This is a genomic window from Halochromatium roseum (genome assembly GCF_016653315.1).
GTDB lineage: Bacteria > Pseudomonadota > Gammaproteobacteria > Chromatiales > Chromatiaceae > Lamprobacter > Lamprobacter roseus.
The window spans coordinates 24748-42037 of the sequence record NZ_NHSH01000010.1; the positions used below are offsets into that span (position 1 = coordinate 24748).

Below are 17290 nucleotides of genomic sequence, written 5' to 3' on the forward strand. Positions count from 1 at the left end.
TCAGCGAAAGTTTATCCGGGGGCTATTAGGAGACGAAATTAGTACCGCCCAGATCAGAAACAGCAACACCAGTCAATTCGACAAGACCGTCCAGCGTGTTGAACGTCGCGCTACCATCATTGTCATCAAGTACATAGGTATTGCCGCTGTATCCGAACACCAAAGCGTTACCATTAGCGATACCAGCCGCAACACCGATTGCCGCAAACAGAGAGGCTTCGGCATCAATATTCGACTGCTCTGTATTAGTCGCCAACCGCGAAGCTGTAAGACCAGCCACATCAAGCACATCTTCCGCAGCGCTGAAGTCATCAACCGTGATCAGGCCAGCTTGGAAAGCAGCCTCGTCAGCATTGAAAATGTTGCCGATTGCATTAATGTCTAAGGTATCGTTTCCGGCACCCAGGGTAATTGAACTCGCCTTATTCGACGGAGCAACTGTGCCAACCAAAACAGCGACGTCGTTGCCAGAACCCATATTGACCGTCACATCATTGCCGACTTCAAGGTCAAAGGTGATCGTTTCACCACCTGCACCGCCTACATAAGACTCGAGATCACCGAATCCGCTTATGTCAGCTGAAAAGTTTCCCGAGGACTGCGATGAATTGACCGCGGTCACTCCACCGAAAGTGTTAAGCGTGAGTACGGAGTTATCCGAAATCCCGAGATTAAGTGTCGTGATATTAGCCACGCCAGTAACCGTCAACCCGGTCGCTGAGCCTGCTACATTACCCGAAATCGTCGCCGTTTCAAGACCTGCACCAGCGAGGGTGATTGTCGAGCCAGCATCAACACCATCCACAGCCGCGGCAATGGTCTTCTGCGTCCCGCTTGCGGCCGTAACTGTTTCGCCGGCCTGTGCCGCAGTTGCAGTTGCCCCAGTGCTTCTGAAGCCAGCGGTAACGCCTGCACCAACAGTGACATTGGCGAAGTCATCGGTGCCGTTGTTGTTATCGACTTGCCACAGTTGCTCGACACCTGTGTAAGCGTTTGACGTTAACAAGGTCGCACCAGCAGGATTAGTGGAAACATCCAGATTGATAATTTCAATGCTATCGGTACCGGCACCGGCGGGTAGATCTGGGACATTAGAGCTGACAATGAGATTTAGGGTGTCTGTGCCACCCATGCCATTGGCGGTGTCACCTGTCTGGAATGTGGTATCCGTCGTTCCAACAATGCCAGTGAACGTATCGTTTCCGTTCGTACCGGTGAGGGTTTCGCCGGCCGCGGTTGTAAACGCGAAGGTTTGGCCACCTTCGTCAGGCGACAAGCTGCCAGAATCAATCGCCGTCTTGGCAGCATCAACAGTCGCCGGATCAGCGGTCACACTCGAAACAACAAGCTGCAGATTCGCCAGCGTATCAGCACTTTGCTGCTTATCAACACTGAAGTACGAAGCAACAGCCACCTTGTTCTGGAAAGCCGCAGCAATATCCGTGAATGCCGGATCAACCTCCTCGGAATTCATCAGATAGTCCGAGGCCTCAAGCAGGATCTCACCCGCAGTCCAGCCCTGCTCAGCACGCGCCGTGAAGTGGGCGGCCGCGATGTCATAGGCATCGGTACCCGAGGCGATACCCAGCATGCCAAGGGCGGTATCGATCTGCTGGGCCAGGGTATTGCGACCGGCGTACATGCCGTTGAAGATCGCGGTGGCGGCCAGATCGTTAGCGAGCTGCACAAAGTCACCACCGCTGGCGGTGATGTTGTTGGCGAAATCGGTCAGGTTGTTTGCGCCGGGGGCCGCGTTGAACATGCCAACGGTCAGCGCGATGATGTTTTGCTGTTGAGCTTCGGTAATCATGTGGACGAGTCTCCTCGAAAATTGGACAACGTTGTCGAGACGAACGGGCTAAAACGACATGTCTGATTTTAGCAACTTCGGGTGCCGTCAGCAGGACTGGGCCCCGCGAGATACCCGTTTCCTGGTAATGTCGAGCCAAGGACACCCAAGAAGTGTACCTTACATGCCTCAATATCCCATGCCTCAGCCGTAACTATGCCCCGAGTCTGAGGGATTTTGCAAGTTTTTTGGCGTAAAAAGACAACAGTTTAATGTTGGGGTAAGGTTGTGGCCATGATTTGGGCGCAGCGGGCCTGATTTGGCGCGGGCTCAGGAGGTGCTGAGGTGTTCACAAAGGGCTATCTGCTCTGGCAGTTGACCAAGCGCGATATCCAAACACGTTATCGTGGCTCGCTGCTGGGGCTGGGCTGGTCGCTGCTGGGCCCGCTGCTGATGCTGGGGGTGTTTACCTTGGTCTTCCACGGGCTGTTTCAGTTGCGCTGGCCGGTGGCGGCGGCGGGTGACGCGCAGGTGGATTTTGCGTTGCAGGTCTTCGTCGGGCTGCTGTTGTTCTCGTTCTTTGCCGAGGTGGCCAGCCGGGCGCCGCAGTTGATCGTCGGTCAGCCCAATCTGGTCACCCGGGTGGTGTTCCCGCTGCCGCTGCTGGGCCTGTCGGCGGTGGCGGCGGCAGGCTTCCAACTGCTGGTGGGTGGCCTGCTGCTGCTGGTCTTCGCCAGTGTCTTGGTGGGGCCGCAGCTCAGTTGGCTGGCCTTGCCACTGGTGTTGCTGCCGTTCACGCTGTTCCTGGTGGCCCTGGCCTGGGTGCTCTCGTCGCTCAGTGTCTATGTGCGCGATGTGGGGCAGATGATGGCCATGCTCACAACGCTGATGATGTTTCTCTCTGGGGTGTTCTATCCGCTGGAGACCCTACCGGAGCGCTGGCAGTGGCTGTTTCTGCTCAACCCGCTGGCGCGGGTGATACAGGATGTGAGGCAGCTGTTGTTCGAGGGCGCCTGGCCGGACTGGCACAGGCTGGCCCTGTTTACCTTGAGCGGACTGCTCGCCTGCCTGTTGGCGGCGGCCTGGTTCCAGCGCTTGCGCAAGGGGTTTGCCGATGTGCTCTGAGGTGGTGATTGCGCTACAAGGCGTGGCGAAGCGGTATCGGCTGTTCAACCGCCCGCAGGATCGCCTGTTCACCCTGCTGCCGGGCTTGAGCCGGTTTGCCCATGAGCGTAGCTTCCATGGCCTGCACCCACTCGCGCTCGAGGTGCGCCAGGGCGAGGTGGTGGGCATCGTCGGGCGCAACGGGGCCGGCAAGAGCACCTTGCTGCAGCTAATCTGCCAGACGCTACCGCCCAGCGAAGGGAGGCTGCGGGTCAGCGGCCGGGTCTCGGCATTGCTGGAGCTGGGCGCCGGCTTCAACCCCGAGTTCAGCGGTCGCGAGAACGTCTTCCTCAGTGGCGCCATCCTGGGCATGACCCGGCGCCAGCTGGAGGCGCGGCTGCCGGAGATCCTGGCCTTTGCCGATATCGGCGCGTTCGTCGACCAGCCGGTGAAGACCTATTCCAGCGGTATGTTCGTGCGTCTGGCCTTTGCCGTGGCGACGGCGGTGGACCCGGACATCCTGGTGGTGGATGAGGCGCTCTCGGTGGGCGACGGCGCCTTCGCGCGCAAGTCGTTCGAGCGCATCATGGGGATGAAGACGGCCGGCAAGACCATCCTGTTCTGCTCGCACTCGCTCTATCAGGTGGAGGCGATCTGCTCGCGCGCGCTCTGGCTGGAGGGCGGGCGGCTGATCGAGGACGGCGCGCCGGATGAGGTGATTGCGCATTATCAGCGGTTTCTAGATACCGGGTTGATGCCGGGCGAGCTGAGCCGCGCGGATGAGGCCGTACCGCGCCCGCCGACGCCGACGCCAACAGCGGAATCCACTGAGCAGCCGATCGCTGTTGAGGCGACACCACAGGCCGCTGCTCCAGCCCCTGCCGAGGCGCATCACCCAAGCGGGTTTGCCCGGCTGAGCCGCTGTGAGGTGCGCATCGATGGTCAGGCGGACGAGCCGTTGCAGGCGCACAGCGGCGAGTCGACGCTGGAAATCCTGGTGTCTTTCGAGTCGGACCCGGCGCTGCCTTGTCCGACAGTCGCGGTGACCCTCAGTACCGCTGATGGTCATATCGTAACCAGCGCCGCCACCTGGGAGGATGGGGTGGCCATTGCGCGCGATGCCCGCGGCCGGGGACGCGCGCGGATCTGCTTTCCGGCGTTACCCTTGCTCAAGGGGCGCTACGGTGTAGGCGCCTATGTGTTCTGCGAGCAGGGCGTGCATAGCTACGGCTGGGTGGACCCAGTGGTCACGTTCAGCGTGAGCCAGCGTGGGATTGAGAAGGGCTATTGTCGGCTGCCGCATCAGTGGCAGTGCCAGCCCGAGCCAGGGTTATGAGCGAGCCGGCAGCGCGCTGGACGCTGCGCTGGGCGAGCACGGCCGATACCCCGGCGCTGTTGGCGCTGTTTCAGCGCGCCTTTGGCGGTGAGATGAGCGCCGAGGAGTGGCAGTGGAAGTACCCGGAGCCCAGCACGCATAGCCTGCTGGCGGAGCGCGCTGCGCAAGCCTTGGCGCATTACGGCGGCCAGTCGAGGCGCTTACTTGGGCTGGGTGAGCCGCTCAGCGCCTTGCAGGTGAGCGATATCATGGTCGACCCGCGCGAGCGCGCCGCAGCGCTGGGGCGCAATGGCCTGTTTGTGCGCATTGCCAGTACCTTCACCGAGGCGGTGACGCATCCGCAGGGGCCACATGCCTTCGTCTATGGGTTCCCGTCGCCGCGGGCCACGCGCCTGGGGGAGTTGCTGGGGTTGTATGCGCGCATGGATCAGCTGTATCAGGCGAACTGGCCGGCATCGCCCGCGCGACCTCTGGGCCATGCGCTGCGCCTGACTGCGCTGCGGACTCAAGCTGACAGGCTCTGGCAAGCGCAGGCAGCGGCTCTGGGCGCTGGGCATTTGATCGGGGTGCGCGATGCGGCTTGGGTGAGCCAGCGTTATGGTCGACATCCCAGCGGCGCCTATCTGGCCTGGGGGGTTGGCCCTTGCTGGCGGCAGCGTTGCGCGGCGGTGGCGGTGTATCGAGCGCATGCTGATGCGCTGGAGTTGCTGGATCTGTTGGGCGCGCCTGAGCAGTATCCGGCGCTGATTGAGGCGCTGCGCACGCGGGCTGGGCAGCTCGGCAAAGGGCAGTTGTTTACCTGGGCCACCCAAAGCGTACTGGCGCAGTTGCCAGCCAGCACCGACAATAGGCCGCTGCTGGCGGTCAACCTGGCCGGCCCGCAGCACAATCAGCAGGCGGCGCGCTTCGCGCAACGCTGCTGGATGCTGGCCGGCGATACTGATTACCGATAGTGGCAAGGGTTAGAGGCAAGACGCAGGGCGCTATGGAACGTTTTTTTTCACCACCGGCCACCGCAATTCCCGAGGCCGAGCGGGTCTGGGTGCTAGCGCCGCATGCCGATGATGAGGTGTTTGGCTGTGGTGGTCTGCTCGCTCTACTGGCCCAGCGGGGGGCGCAGATCCGGGTGCTGGTGATGACTCAGCCCGAGGATGCGGCGTTAGCCGCTCAACGGCAGGCTGAATCGCGCCAGGCCGCGCACCTGCTGGGTTACCCCGAGCCCACCTTTGTTGAAAACGAGGACGGCGGCTTAGTATGGTTGCCGGTGCTGACACTGAATCAGCAGCTCAGGGACTGGCTGGCGCGGCAGGCACCTGACTGGCTGCCGGATTTGGTGCTGGCACCCAGTCCGTGGGAGATGCACCGTGATCATCGTCGCCTCTGTGAGGCCACGATTCTGCTCTGCCGCGAGGGGCCGCTGGCGGCCAAGGCACGCTTGGGTTTTTACGAGGTTGGTCAGCCGCTCACGCCCAATCTGCTGGTGGATATCAGCGCGGTAGTTACGCGCAAGGCTGAGGCGATGGCGGTGTTTGTTTCGCAGCAGAGCCAACAAAACTATCGTCGGCAGCTGGGTGCGCTGAATATCTACCGGACCTACTCGCTGCCGGAGGAGGCTGACGCGGCAGAGGCCTTTCTGTTCGTGGGCTGTGATGAGTTGGGGTCCTTTCAACAGCATCTCAGTCCTGAGCGCCTATCGACCGTGGTGTGGCAGGCCGAGCGGGAGGTGGAGGCATTTCGGGCCGAGCAGGTGCGGCTGGTTCAGACCGAACAGAGCTTGCGGGATGAATTGGCGCGGCTGCAGACCAAGCTGCTCGGCGACCTAAAAACGGTACAACATGAAGCTCGAGAACTGTTTGCGCGCCGATTGCAGGTGGAGCAGAGGCTAGAGGAAACGCAATCGGCCTTGGGGCAGGCGCAGTCAGAGCGGGAACAGCTGCAGTCAGCGTTAGCGCTTGCGCAAGCAAAGGCGCGCCAGCTTGACGCGGATAAGCAAGCCTTACTGGGCTCGCTCTCTTGGCGGGTGACGGCACCTTTGCGCGATCTTGCGCGAGTTGTCCGTGAGCCGGTGCGCATCCGGCTCTGGTTGATGCGCCAACCGCGCGCGCTGCTGCAACGGCTTCAGCGCCAGCTGCATGGGCTACGCCGCTGGGCGCAAGGGCTACCGGTGCAGATTCGGCGGCATCCGACGCGGCTGTACCATTGGCTGGAGCGACAAACCCAGCTGTGGGTAGTCTCGACCGGGGAACTCAGCGGACACCAGGCGATGCTGGAGCGGCGGCTGGGCGGTGCGGCGCTGCCGGCCAGTGGCTGGCGGGCGGTCTGCGAGGGGCCGCTCGACAGTGGCACCGACACGCTGCACTCATGGCCTGGCGTGACGATCTCAGTGGTCACCTTCAACAGCGGGCGCTGGCTGCCTGGCCTGCTCAATAGCCTACTCGCGCAGCATTACCCGCTGGCGCGGCTCTCGCTGCACCTCGTGGATAATGGTTCGCAAGATGACACGCTGGCGCAGCTGGATGCCTTCAGGGCAGAGTACGAGGCCGCTTTTGCTCGTGTGACGCTCTCTCAGCTGCCAAATCCTGGTTTTGGCGCGGCGCATAATCATGCCATCGCCCAGGCTGAGGATGACTGGGTGCTGATCACCAACCCGGATCTAGAGCTGGGCGCCGAAACGCTACCGCGCGTGGTGCGGATGGCGCTGGCGGATGGCGATGAGGTGGCTTCTTGGGAACTGCGCCAGGCACCGTACGAACATCCTAAACATTACGATCCGGTGAGCTGGGAAACACTCTGGTCGTCGCATGCCTGCCTCTTGGTTCGGCGCTCGGTGTTTCAGGCGCTGGGTGGTTATGACGAGCGCATCTTTCTCTATGGCGAGGATGTTGAATTCTCGTTTCGCTGCCGCGAGGCGGGCTATCTGCTGCGTTACTGCCCGCTGGCGCAGGTGCTGCACCATACCTATGCGGAGCCCAACGAGCTGAAACCGGCGCAATATGTCGGCAGCACGCGGGCCAACCTGTTCTTGCGTCTGCGCTATGGCAGCGCACGCGATGCCAGCGCGAGCCTGCTGCTGGCCGGCGCGAGCCTGCTGCGCGGCCCCTTCCCGGGCGCGCGGCGGCGGCTGCTGGCAGCCTATGGCAGTCTGCTGTGGCAGACGCCCAGGCTCTTGTGGCAGAACCGCGCGGGTCGCGTTCGCGGCGTTGGCGTGTTTCGTGGTCTGGATTACGAGATGATCCGGGCCGGCGCCTTTGAACCGGCGCCGACGCTGCCTGTCGCGGATGCCTGTCCGCTGGTCTCGGTGATCACCCGCACCTACCAAGGCCGCGATTGGCTGCTGCGCCAGGCCGGCCTCAGCGTGTTACAGCAGACCTGGCCGAACCTGGAATGGATCGTGGTGGAGGATGGTGGTGAGCATTGTCGCGCAACGGTCGATGCGCTGGCGGCGCTTGCGCCGATGCCGGTACGGTACTTGAGCCAGCCCAAGCAGGGTCGCAGTCGGGCGGGCAATCTCGGGCTCGAGGCGGCGCGCGGACGTTGGTGTCTGTTCTTGGACGATGATGATCTGCTCTACGCGGACCATGTCGAAGCCCTAGCCGCGCGCCTCCTCGCGGAACCCGGACTTGCAGCGGCGTATGCGCTGGCCTGGGATGTGATCGGCGATGTTGATCCGAGCACGCGGACGATTCAGGAGCACGCCTATGTGCAGCACGCCGCCCATGTGCAGCCATTTGACCGCGATGAGCTGGCCTGGCGCAATTACATTCCGATCCAGGCAATCCTGTTCGAGCGTCGACTGTATCTCGAGCGGGGTGGCTTTCGTGAGCACTTCGATCAGCTGGAGGACTGGAACCTCTGGCGGCGTTATGCGCAAGGTGAGCGTTTCGAGCTGGTGCAAAAGACCACATCGCTGTATCGCACGCCCGCCCATGTGGAGCATTCAGGCCGCCGACAGATTTTGCTCGATGAGGCCTATGAGCAGGTGAAGCGCGAAACCGACGCGGAGCTCAAGTCCATCGCCAACCATGCTGCCTGAAAAAGGTGAAGGCGCCGCGGGTGAACAGAAGGATGTGGCGTAAGCCCTTGCCTGCGGCGTTGCCGCCAAAATGTTGGGCCTCGACGGCAGGCACATAGGCGAGCTGACCCATGGCTGCGGCACGGATGCTGAGATCGAAGTCCTCGAAGTAGACAAAGTAGCGGTCTGAGAAGCCGCCGATGGCGGCAATGGGCGCCCGTCGACAGAACATGAAGCTGCCGGAGAGCAGTGGGATGCCAGTGCTTGGCGTATCGAGCGGCAGGGCGCGCAGCTCGTAGTCACTCAGCAGTCGCTCGAAGCGCCGTTGCAGCCAGCCCGGGGCCAAACCGCGCAGCGCGAGCGCCAGTACGCTGGGATAGCGTTTGCAGAGATGTTGGGGTTGATCCTGAGCATCGCCCATTCTCGGTGCCAGCATGACAACATGCTGGTGTTCAGCCATGTAGTCCAGTGCTGCGCTAATGGCCTCTGGAGCCAGGATCACGTCCGGATTGAGTATGAGATGGAAGGGCGCGCTCGAGGCCAAGAGGGAGAGGTTGTGACCTCGCCCATAGCCGACGTTGCCCTGGCCGCTGATCAGATGAGCGCCACTCTCTGCAGCTAGGCTCCGCAACTGTTTGGGCTGTTTGGTGCCGTTGTCAATCAGGTCGATGGTGGCGCTGGCCAGCCGCCCCTGGGCCTGGGCAGCCGTGATGGATGTGGAAACCGATTCGAGCGTTTTCCTCAGAATATCAAGCACCGGCAAGTAGGTAACGATCGAGATGCTAAGGCTGGGGACCTGCGACACCATTACTAGGTTCTCGTGGGCAAGCTCACCGTGTCGGGTGCCGGTGACGAATCCCCAGTTTAATTGATTCTGCTATCCGTATCGCCTCCACGATACAGCCTGCCGCCAACAGGATGCCTCTTAATATGAGCAGCCGCACCCGCCGCGAAGCACTTCGCGGCGAGCACCAACGATTGCCCGCACGATTTTAGACCAGGCTGATCGGCTCTGGGGTCAGCTGCTCAGCGGAAATACCCACAAGTGTAAGGGTTTGACCAACACCAAAAGTCAATACCGCCTCCCCAAAGGTATTGTTGAAGGCCGTCTCGATCAGCGCTTCAACACTCGTCAGCGTTTGGCCATTGATCGATTGGGCGACTTCAATGCGGTCGATTGTCGGATCAAAGTCCAGGATGCGATCCTGACCATTTTGGTCATGAAAAATAAAGACATCAGCGCCCGCGCCCCCGGTCAGGTGGTCATTGCCGCGGCCACCGAGCAGGAGGTCGTTTCCGCTATTGCCGTACAACCAATCATGGCCGCGGCCACCAAATAGCGTGCTATCCCAAGCTGCAGCCAAGAGCGCATCAGCCCCATCACCACCAAACACCTCGGTCACAATCGCGTCGGCAGCAAGCATGAATGGCGTATTGGCAATCTGGCCGACAATGCCAGGCTCAAGGTAGATAACGCTATCAGTGCTCACCGCCGCGGCATTGATGCGCGCTTCGCCCTCGGTCGCCAGCACTTGACGCTGCGAATCGGCGCTGGCTAGTTCGGCATAGCGATTGGTGTAGAAGAAGGTCTCGATGGTCTCGCCTTCTGGATTGCCGAAGAGTTGGAAGCTGAGGCCGTCGAGTTCGCCGGCCTCTTCGCTCGCCTCACTGCCGTCGCCAAGATCACCGACCCGCACCGTCCAGGTACCAACGCTACTCTCGCCTCGAGAAGCGGTGGAGGCAAACAACATCTGTAGATCCCCGTCACCTTTCATGCCGAGGTTGGTCTCGGGGTCGAAGGTCTCGTCGTGCTCGATGCGAAAATCCGTGACCGATTGCGGGAGACCCTCTGGCAAGACTCCAGGGCGATTGAGCAGCACAGTCTCGGTTCCATCAGGAGAGATCACGGAGACGACCAGATCCCCCCACCAGGGATGCTCGATGTCAACGTCGAGTTCGATCCACTCGACCTCAAAGGGATTGGTCACTTCAAAGCGATAGCTCAGTAGCTCGCCGCTGTTGTCTGGAATAGGCACGTCATCGATGTCGAGCCTTAACGCATCGGGCATACTGACTTCGTTGTATCGGGTGCGCTGCTCACTCCAGGTCTCGGACAGGCGCACCGCGGCGAGGGCATCGACGAAGCCAAAGCCATAGTCGTGATTGAAGGCGAGGCCGCCGCCGTTGAAATGGTCGGCGCCGTTGATCTGCCAACCATCCAGGTCATAGTCACCGCGCTGCCAGTTCGCCCGCGCGCTCAGCGCCAGGATCTCTTGCACGTCGCGGTAGCCAAGCGCTGGATTGGCCTGCAGCATCAGCGCGACCACGCCGGTGACCATCGGTGCCGCTGCCGAGGTACCCGCCATCTGATCGGTATAGTCGAGGTCGATCTCAGGTGGGTTGCCGATCGAATAGCCATCCGGACCGAGAAGGTCGGTGGTGGCCGAACGGAAGGGCTGATTCGCATCTAAAGGCCCCTCGAGCGGTGGATGGCGATCCACCGGTGCGGTCACCAACAAAGAGGCGCCCGGGTTGCTATACCAGGTGATGTCGCCTTGGTCAGAGCCGGCGGCCACCGCCACGCTTTGTCGCATGCTCTCAAATCCGCCGTCGGTGGAGGTGCGACCCAGCCAGCGCTCGTTACCGGCTGCGATCACATTGACCGTGCCGAGCCCATCGCGGCCATTGAGGGTCGAGATCTCGATGCCAAGCTGCTCGGCTTGATTGACCATCAAGGGCTGAATCGGACCATAACTGCTGTTGGTCACATCGTAGTCTACACGCTGTACATTAAGCGCTTCTTCGAAGGCGATATAGCCAGATAAGCTGTCGATCCAGGCTTGTGATGAGGGCACATAGATGCCGACGCCCAAATTTGCGTCATAGGCGACACCAACTACGCCAATGTCGTTGCGGGCCGCGGCAGCCAAGCCGGCGACCGCAGTGCCATGTGCATTAGCCCCAAATTCAGCCCAGCCGTAAGGGCTGGGGTCAACCGCTAGACCCGCGATGAGCGGCTGCAGTGCTGGGTCCCAGTTGGGCTGCAGGTCGGGGTGCTCTACCTGGGTGCCGCCATCGTAGATACCGATGTCGACGCCAGCTCCGGTATATTCTGCCCAGACAGGAATGACGTTAAGATCAACCCCAGGGCGGCCACCGAACTGGCCTAGGTTGAGCAAATGCCATTGGAAAGGGAAATAGGTATCAGTAGGAAGCATGGACGGATCCTTATCAGACGTGACTGCATAACGGCTCCTAAGACAGGAACCCTCACCCACAGTGATTACCCCATCTTGAGCAATGTTTTGGCAAGCGCCAACCACTAAACCTGTGAACCACGGCACGACGGGTAATGATAATGAGGTTATTGGCTAATGGCTTCTTGGCCGGATGACTGGCATGGGGTCTTATTTTTGAACGACGCCGACCACATCCTCGCCGTCGACAACCACGAGTAGCGTAATGTGGTGCCGGGCCATGAGTTCGAGCGCGGCACTCATGCTGCTCTCGACGCCGATGGTGATGGGCTCGGGCGTCATCAGGTCTCTGGCACTCAGCGCGAAGAAGCCCTCGCGATGGGCCTGGAGCGCTCGGCGTAAGTCGCCATCGGTGATGATGCCGCGGATCTGGGCCGGGGGCTCGGCGACTAGGGCAATACCAAGCTGGCCCTGGGTGACCGCAAGCAGGACCGCATCAGCGCTGGCGCTGGGCGCAACAAAGGGCAACTGATCGCTGCGCATCTCATCGCGCACGCGCTGCAGCAACCGTCGCCCGAGACTGCCACCCGGATGAAAGCGCGCGAAATGATGGGCCTGGAAATCGCGCGCCTTCATCAGGGCGACCGCAAGCGCATCGCCCATCGCCAAGGTGGCGGTGGTGGAGGCGGTGGGTGCGAGCTGCAGCGGGCAGGCCTCGCGTTGGACGCGCACCGAGAGATGGAGCTGGCAATGCTTGGCGAGGGTGGAGCAGTCGTTGCCGGTGAGTGCGATGATGAGGTTGCCGTTGTCTTGCAGGAAGGGCAGCAGCTTAACCAGCTCCTCAGTCTCGCCGGAGTTGGAGAGGGCTAGGAATACATCCTCTGCGGTGACCATGCCAAGATCGCCGTGAAAGGCCTCGCCGGGGTGCATGAAGAAGGCGGGGGTGCCGGTGCTGGCCAGGGTGGCAGCGATCTTTTTGCCGATGATGCCGGATTTGCCCATGCCGCAGACGATGACGCGGCCGGGTGCAGCCAGAATGGCGCTCACGGCCTCGCTGAAACGACCATCGAGATTGGCTTCGAGTCCGTTTATGGCCTCGGCCTCGATGCGAAAGACCTCGCGCGCGATGGCGGCGTGATCCTGAGCTGGATCAGCGCCTAGGCCTAGGCTTGGGCTCGCGCTTGGGCTTGCGTGCTGGCTGTGACTGTCAAGCGGACCCGGCTTGCTGGCCAATGGGTCGTTAAAAGCGTGGGTCAAGGTTCTTCACCTTCCGTCGAAAGTCGCGGGTGACCGCGTCGATGTCGTTGTCGCCCGCAATCACTCTGGGGGTCAAGACCACGACCAGCTCGGTGCGTCGCGCGCGTTTATTGGTCGAGCCGAACAGCGGCCCGATGATCGGCGCGCGGTAGAGACCAGGCACGCCAGACTTGGCATCGGAGGTATCGTCTTGGATTAGCCCACCGAGCACCACGGCCTGATTCGAGCGCACGGCAACATTACTGGTGATGGTGCGATTGCGAAACGAGGGCGAGCCGAGCGGGCCGGTCTGCTCGAGCACCGAGCTGACCTTTTGGTCGATCTGTAACTGCACCATTCCGCCTGGGGTGACGCGCGGCGTGACCGCCAGCTCGACTCCGGTTTGGCGATATTCGATCTGGTTGAGGATGCGATCGGTGCTCGAGATGCCCTGCTGGGCGGTGGTCAGCACAGGCACCTCATCGCCCACCGCGATCTTGGCCTCTTGATTGTCCATCACCATCACGGTTGGCGAAGATAGGACATTGACCAGGTTGTCTTCGGCCAACGCGGTCAGGGTGGCTTTGATGGTGCTGGGCTTCAGCACCACCGACCAGTTGAAGCCCTGAAACTCTGTGGGCTTCAAGGCGGCATCGCCCGGACCTAAGGTTTGGCGGCTTTGGTAGCCATCAATGGTAGGCCCCTTGAAGCGCCACTGTACGCCGTACTGCAGGCTGCCACTGAGCTGGATCTCGACGATGGTTGCTTCCACTAAGACCTGCAGCGGGACGATGTCGAGCTGCTTGAGGGCGTCGAGGATCTTCTTGTAATCGCGTGGGCTGGAGCGCACCAGCAGTGAGTTGTTGACGATGTCGGCGACGATGCTGACCTCGGAGGAGAGCGTGAGGGTACTGGCGCTGGCACCGCGTGTGGCAGAGCCCATGGCGCCGGAGCCTGAGCTGGTGCCGGTGCCGTCGCCACCAATCGAGCCTTGGTCGCGCCCGGGCGCAATGCCGCCGATGCTGCGCTGCGATCTGGCGCTGCTGCCACTGTCCGAGAAGAGCGTCGTGAGAATGTCGGCGAGATTCTCGGCATCGCCATGACGCACGCGGTAGACGTAAAGCCGTTGTGCGGAGGTGCCCGAGGCCTCGGCCAGATCTAGGCGCTCGATCCAATCTTCGATGCGTGCCAGGTAGCGTTGCTGCGGTGAGACGACGAGCAGCGCATTGGCACTCTCGACCGGGATGAAGCGGAACAGGCCTTTGGCGGCATTCACCGAGTCGTCGGCGAGCAGGGTCTCGAGCTGCATGACGACATCGCTGACCTTGGCGTATTCGAGCGAGAAGAAGCCGACCGAGAGGCCGGCCATCCAGTCGACATCGAACATCTGGATGGTCTCGAGCATGCTCGACATCTCGGTGCCAGTGCCGGCGAGGACGATGAGATTGCGCAAGGTGTCGATGCGCAGGATGCTGCCTTCCGGCGCTAGGGGCTCAAGGATGTTGGTCATCTCCTCAGCACCAACGTATTCCAGCGGGATGACCTGAACGCTGTAGCCCTCGGGCAGGGCGCGTTCTGAACCACCGAGCTGCGGCACCACACGGCCTTTGACGGCGTTGCTGATCGGCACGACCTCATAGCGACCGCCACGATCGACCAGGGCGGCGTTATTCATTCGCAGCAGGGTCTCTAGGGTTGGCAGGAGCAGGTCTCGGCTGAGGGGGCGAGCGGTGGTGAGCGATGCCGTGCCTTGCACGGCTGGATCGAGGGTATAGCTGACCTCGAGCACATCGCCGAGGATGATCTTGGTGACCTCGCGGATGTCGGTGTTATCGAAGTTCAAGGAGACATCGGGGCCACTGACCGCTTGCTCTGAGCGCCGGGGAGCGGCGACGGGTTGGACGAAGGTGCCGGTGCCGCTTTGAATCGAATCCGGCGGACGCGCTGCAACCTCGTCATCGAGGGCGATACCGCCAGCAACGCGCACGGGGCCTCTGGGGTCATCCATCCGCTGGTTGACGCTGGTGTGGCCTTCGGCGCTCGAGACCTGTGCGGTTGGGTCCCAGACCGTGGACTGGCAGCTGAGGAGTGCTGGCAGAGTAGCCAGGGTGAGCATTGCGAGCATCGAGCGGGCAAGCCAGGCAGTAACGATCGAGAATCGCTGCTGTCGCCAACCACCAAGGCCCCAAGGCTGGCTTAGAATCGGAGGCTTGTGGCGCATCATTTTGGACCTGGTTGTTGGCCAGCAGCCGGTTGGCGCTGGCGCCGATTGGACGGTCGGTCTGGTTGCTGGTTGAACCGTGTTGGCAGACGCATTGGTGGTGAGACCGGTGCCGAATAGTTAAACAACTCTAAAGTTTCTGTCGCGCCTTGTCGTTCCATTCGGATGTTGTTGGGGGTGATCTCGGCGACCGTCCAACCCTCATAATCGTCACCCAGCCTGAGCCGGAGAAGGTCTTGACGCTTAGGATCTCGCAGCCACACCGAGGCCTGGTCCGGCGCTAGAATCAGGGTTGCACTCACATCTAAGTGTGCAAGGTCTGTGGCCTCGGCCGATGTGTCAGCGGCAGATGAATCCGCTGGCTCGTCGGGAAGCGGCCGGCGGTCCGGCAGAAACAACGGGCGTTCCATCACCGAGACATAATCCTCTTCTGGCTTCAGCAGATTCAAGTCGGGGCTTGGGGCTGAATGCGCTTGCGTGGTTGGGCTGCGCCCCTGAGGGGTTGACGTACCAGCCTCGCTGAGCAGGGGCAAGGGTTTAGGCCAATCCATCCATTGTACGGATAGGATCGCAATGAGCACTAGGGGGGCTACGAGCAGGACGCGTTTCATCCGCTAGGGCTCAAAAAGTAGCCGAAGATATCCAGCCTGACGGTCAGTTGATCTTGGTTGGCCGGTGCAGGCGCTGATCGGATCGGTCGGCGTCGCTGCGGCTGGCTCGAGCGCGCTTGAGAGCGAATGGAGAGTTGGTCGATCAGCAAAAACGGACGGGCCGATTCGATGCGGTACAGCACATCGAAGAGCTGATCGGTGGTGCCTTGGAGTTGGATGCGCACCCGGACACGGGGGGGAACCTCGGCCTCATCAGTGGGCAGGACCTGGGTGCTCACCGGACGGGCGCCGGCGCTGCGCACCATGTCCTGAACCTGGCTTTGCAGTTGTGCGCCGGCGATGGAGGGGGTGTCGGCATCGAAATAAAAGGCCTTGAAGGCGTCATTCGCTTGTTCGGCTTCAAGCTCGGCCTGAAGCGCAGGAAGGGTGGCGAGCAGCCTCTGGTAACGCTGCAGCCGATCGATGTCGTCTTGGATGCCGCGCTCTAGGGTCTGCAGCTGTGACATCCAGCCCAGTGCAATCAGCAGCGCGAGTCCAAGCGGCAGCAGGACCAGCGCCGATAGCAGCGCGATACAGGTCTGGCGCTGACTGAGCCTGCCCATCACGGCGCTGTTGATCAAAGTACCGCTGCGCGCGGTACGGCTGTGCCCAGAGCTGTTGCTCCCCGTGCTGCTACTCCCGGTGCTGCTGCTCATGGCGCGGACCGGGGCTGATACTTGAAGGCGATATGAAACCGCTCGCTGCCACTCGCGGCGACTTGCATGACCGGCGATCTAAAGGTGACGTTGCTGATGCCTGGCCCGCGTTCGAGCAGGCTGATCAGCGCCGTCGCCTGGCCGGACTCGCCGCGGATATCGACCTCGCCGTCGCGATAATTGAGGGTCTGCACCCAGGTGTCGTCCGGGAGTAGATCGGTCAGCTCGAGCAGGAGGTCGGCCATGCGGGGATGCTCGCGCTTGCGCTCGAGCACGGCGACGCTCCCAAGTCGTGCCCGCTCCAGTGCCTCGCGGACCTGCGATACTTGCTCGGCCTGAGCGCTGACACGCCTGAGCTCCTGTGTCAGGCGCTCCTGTTGATGATGGCGTTGCCACAACGGCGTGATCAGCACCGCGGCGATCAAGCTCAGGACGAGCAGGAGCAGCAGCCACTTGAGCAACAACGGCGCTAACGTCGGCCGCGGTCGCGCCTGTGGTGGGAGTAGATTGGCCTCGGGCCAGGCACCTGTCCAGGTGAGCGTTGAGACGGGCAGCTGGCTGTTGGCTAGATGCTCGAGCCATGCTGTCGCCTGCTCTCGCGGGCAGAGTGCTAGCTCGACATCGATCTTGTTCCCATGGGGGCGACCGGCCAACACTCGCGCATCGAAGAATACCTGCTGGCTGTTGAACGGGGTAAGGCGATCAAGCTCGTAGGTCAGCACCTGGCGGAGATGGTCGCGGACCTGCGCTGGCAACTGCAGCCGGCGCGTCAGCATGACATCCGCTGGGAGCTCGAAGAGGGTGCGGCGCCAAGTGTGTTTGCGGGCGGCACCGAGTGCCAAGGCACTGTCCTGCGACTGAAGATCGATGGCGCTGATGAGCTGTCGCTCACCCATGACATCAAGAAAGACCTCGGACCTCTCGTTGTTGGGCAGGATGACCAGATCAGGGTGACGGGAGGCAAGCCATAGGCGCGGCCCTCTCGGCAGGCAGTTCAGCACTCTGAGCCGCAGACGCTGGACTCGAGCGGCAACGCTGGAGCCCAGCGCGGGCAGCCTTAGGCTTGGGAGCGAATCGGTCAGGGCCATT

Annotated in this window: 11 protein-coding genes; 4 read left to right on the forward strand and 7 right to left on the reverse strand. The window is 61.8% G+C overall.

Annotated elements, in window-relative coordinates; genetic code table 11:
* Window positions 1-25 precede the first annotated feature (25 nt).
* Window positions 26-1810 (reverse strand): beta strand repeat-containing protein, encoded by a 1785-nt coding sequence (locus CCR96_RS01195; RefSeq protein WP_201215268.1) that lies wholly within the window; start codon window positions 1808-1810, stop codon window positions 26-28.
* A 324-nt stretch (window positions 1811-2134) separates the two neighbouring features.
* On the opposite strand from CCR96_RS01195, the gene CCR96_RS01200 reads away from it, so the two are divergent.
* Genes CCR96_RS01200 through CCR96_RS01215 form a run of 4 tightly spaced genes read left to right on the forward strand, consistent with a single transcriptional unit; the run spans window position 2135 to window position 8262 of the window.
* Window positions 2135-2914, forward strand: coding sequence for an ABC transporter permease (locus CCR96_RS01200; protein ID WP_201215270.1), 780 nt, complete (start codon window positions 2135-2137; stop codon window positions 2912-2914).
* Window positions 2904-4229 carry an ABC transporter ATP-binding protein gene (locus CCR96_RS01205; RefSeq protein WP_201215272.1) on the forward strand — a complete coding sequence of 442 codons (1326 nt, stop codon included), beginning with the start codon at window positions 2904-2906 and terminating at the stop codon, window positions 4227-4229. The genes CCR96_RS01200 and CCR96_RS01205 overlap by 11 nt, the downstream gene beginning before the upstream one ends.
* The gene (locus CCR96_RS01210) at window positions 4226-5182 is read left to right on the forward strand and encodes a GNAT family N-acetyltransferase (protein ID WP_201215274.1); all 957 of its coding nucleotides are present in this window, start codon (window positions 4226-4228) and stop codon (window positions 5180-5182) included. Before CCR96_RS01205 ends, CCR96_RS01210 begins: the two co-directional genes overlap by 4 nt.
* A 32-nt stretch (window positions 5183-5214) precedes the next feature.
* Window positions 5215-8262 (forward strand): glycosyltransferase, encoded by a 3048-nt coding sequence (locus CCR96_RS01215; RefSeq protein ID WP_201215276.1) that lies wholly within the window; start codon window positions 5215-5217, stop codon window positions 8260-8262.
* Here the strand turns inward: CCR96_RS01215 and CCR96_RS01220 are convergent.
* The 6 genes from CCR96_RS01220 to CCR96_RS01245 form a co-directional block, all read right to left on the reverse strand.
* Window positions 8234-9049 (reverse strand): glycosyltransferase, encoded by an 816-nt coding sequence (locus CCR96_RS01220; protein ID WP_201215278.1) that lies wholly within the window; start codon window positions 9047-9049, stop codon window positions 8234-8236. The two genes, CCR96_RS01215 and CCR96_RS01220, sit on opposite strands and share 29 nt — an antisense overlap.
* A 184-nt stretch (window positions 9050-9233) precedes the next feature.
* On the reverse strand, window positions 9234-11459 hold the full coding sequence (locus tag CCR96_RS01225; protein ID WP_201215280.1) for a S8 family serine peptidase: 2226 nt from the start codon (window positions 11457-11459) through the stop codon (window positions 9234-9236).
* Window positions 11460-11648: 189 nt separating this feature from the next.
* A complete protein-coding gene (locus CCR96_RS01230) occupies window positions 11649-12695 on the reverse strand; it encodes a KpsF/GutQ family sugar-phosphate isomerase (RefSeq protein ID WP_242518296.1) in 1047 nt (348 codons plus the stop codon).
* Window positions 12679-14790, reverse strand: coding sequence for a type II secretion system secretin GspD (gene gspD, locus CCR96_RS01235; protein ID WP_242518299.1), 2112 nt, complete (start codon window positions 14788-14790; stop codon window positions 12679-12681). The genes CCR96_RS01230 and gspD overlap by 17 nt, the downstream gene beginning before the upstream one ends.
* A gap of 712 nt (window positions 14791-15502) precedes the next feature.
* Window positions 15503-16201, reverse strand: a complete 699-nt coding sequence (gspM, locus tag CCR96_RS01240; protein WP_242518300.1) for a type II secretion system protein GspM — start codon at window positions 16199-16201, stop codon at window positions 15503-15505.
* Window positions 16198-17289, reverse strand: a complete 1092-nt coding sequence (locus tag CCR96_RS01245) for a PilN domain-containing protein (protein WP_201215284.1) — start codon at window positions 17287-17289, stop codon at window positions 16198-16200. The genes gspM and CCR96_RS01245 overlap by 4 nt, the downstream gene beginning before the upstream one ends.
* Between the last annotated feature and the right edge of the window lies 1 nt (window position 17290).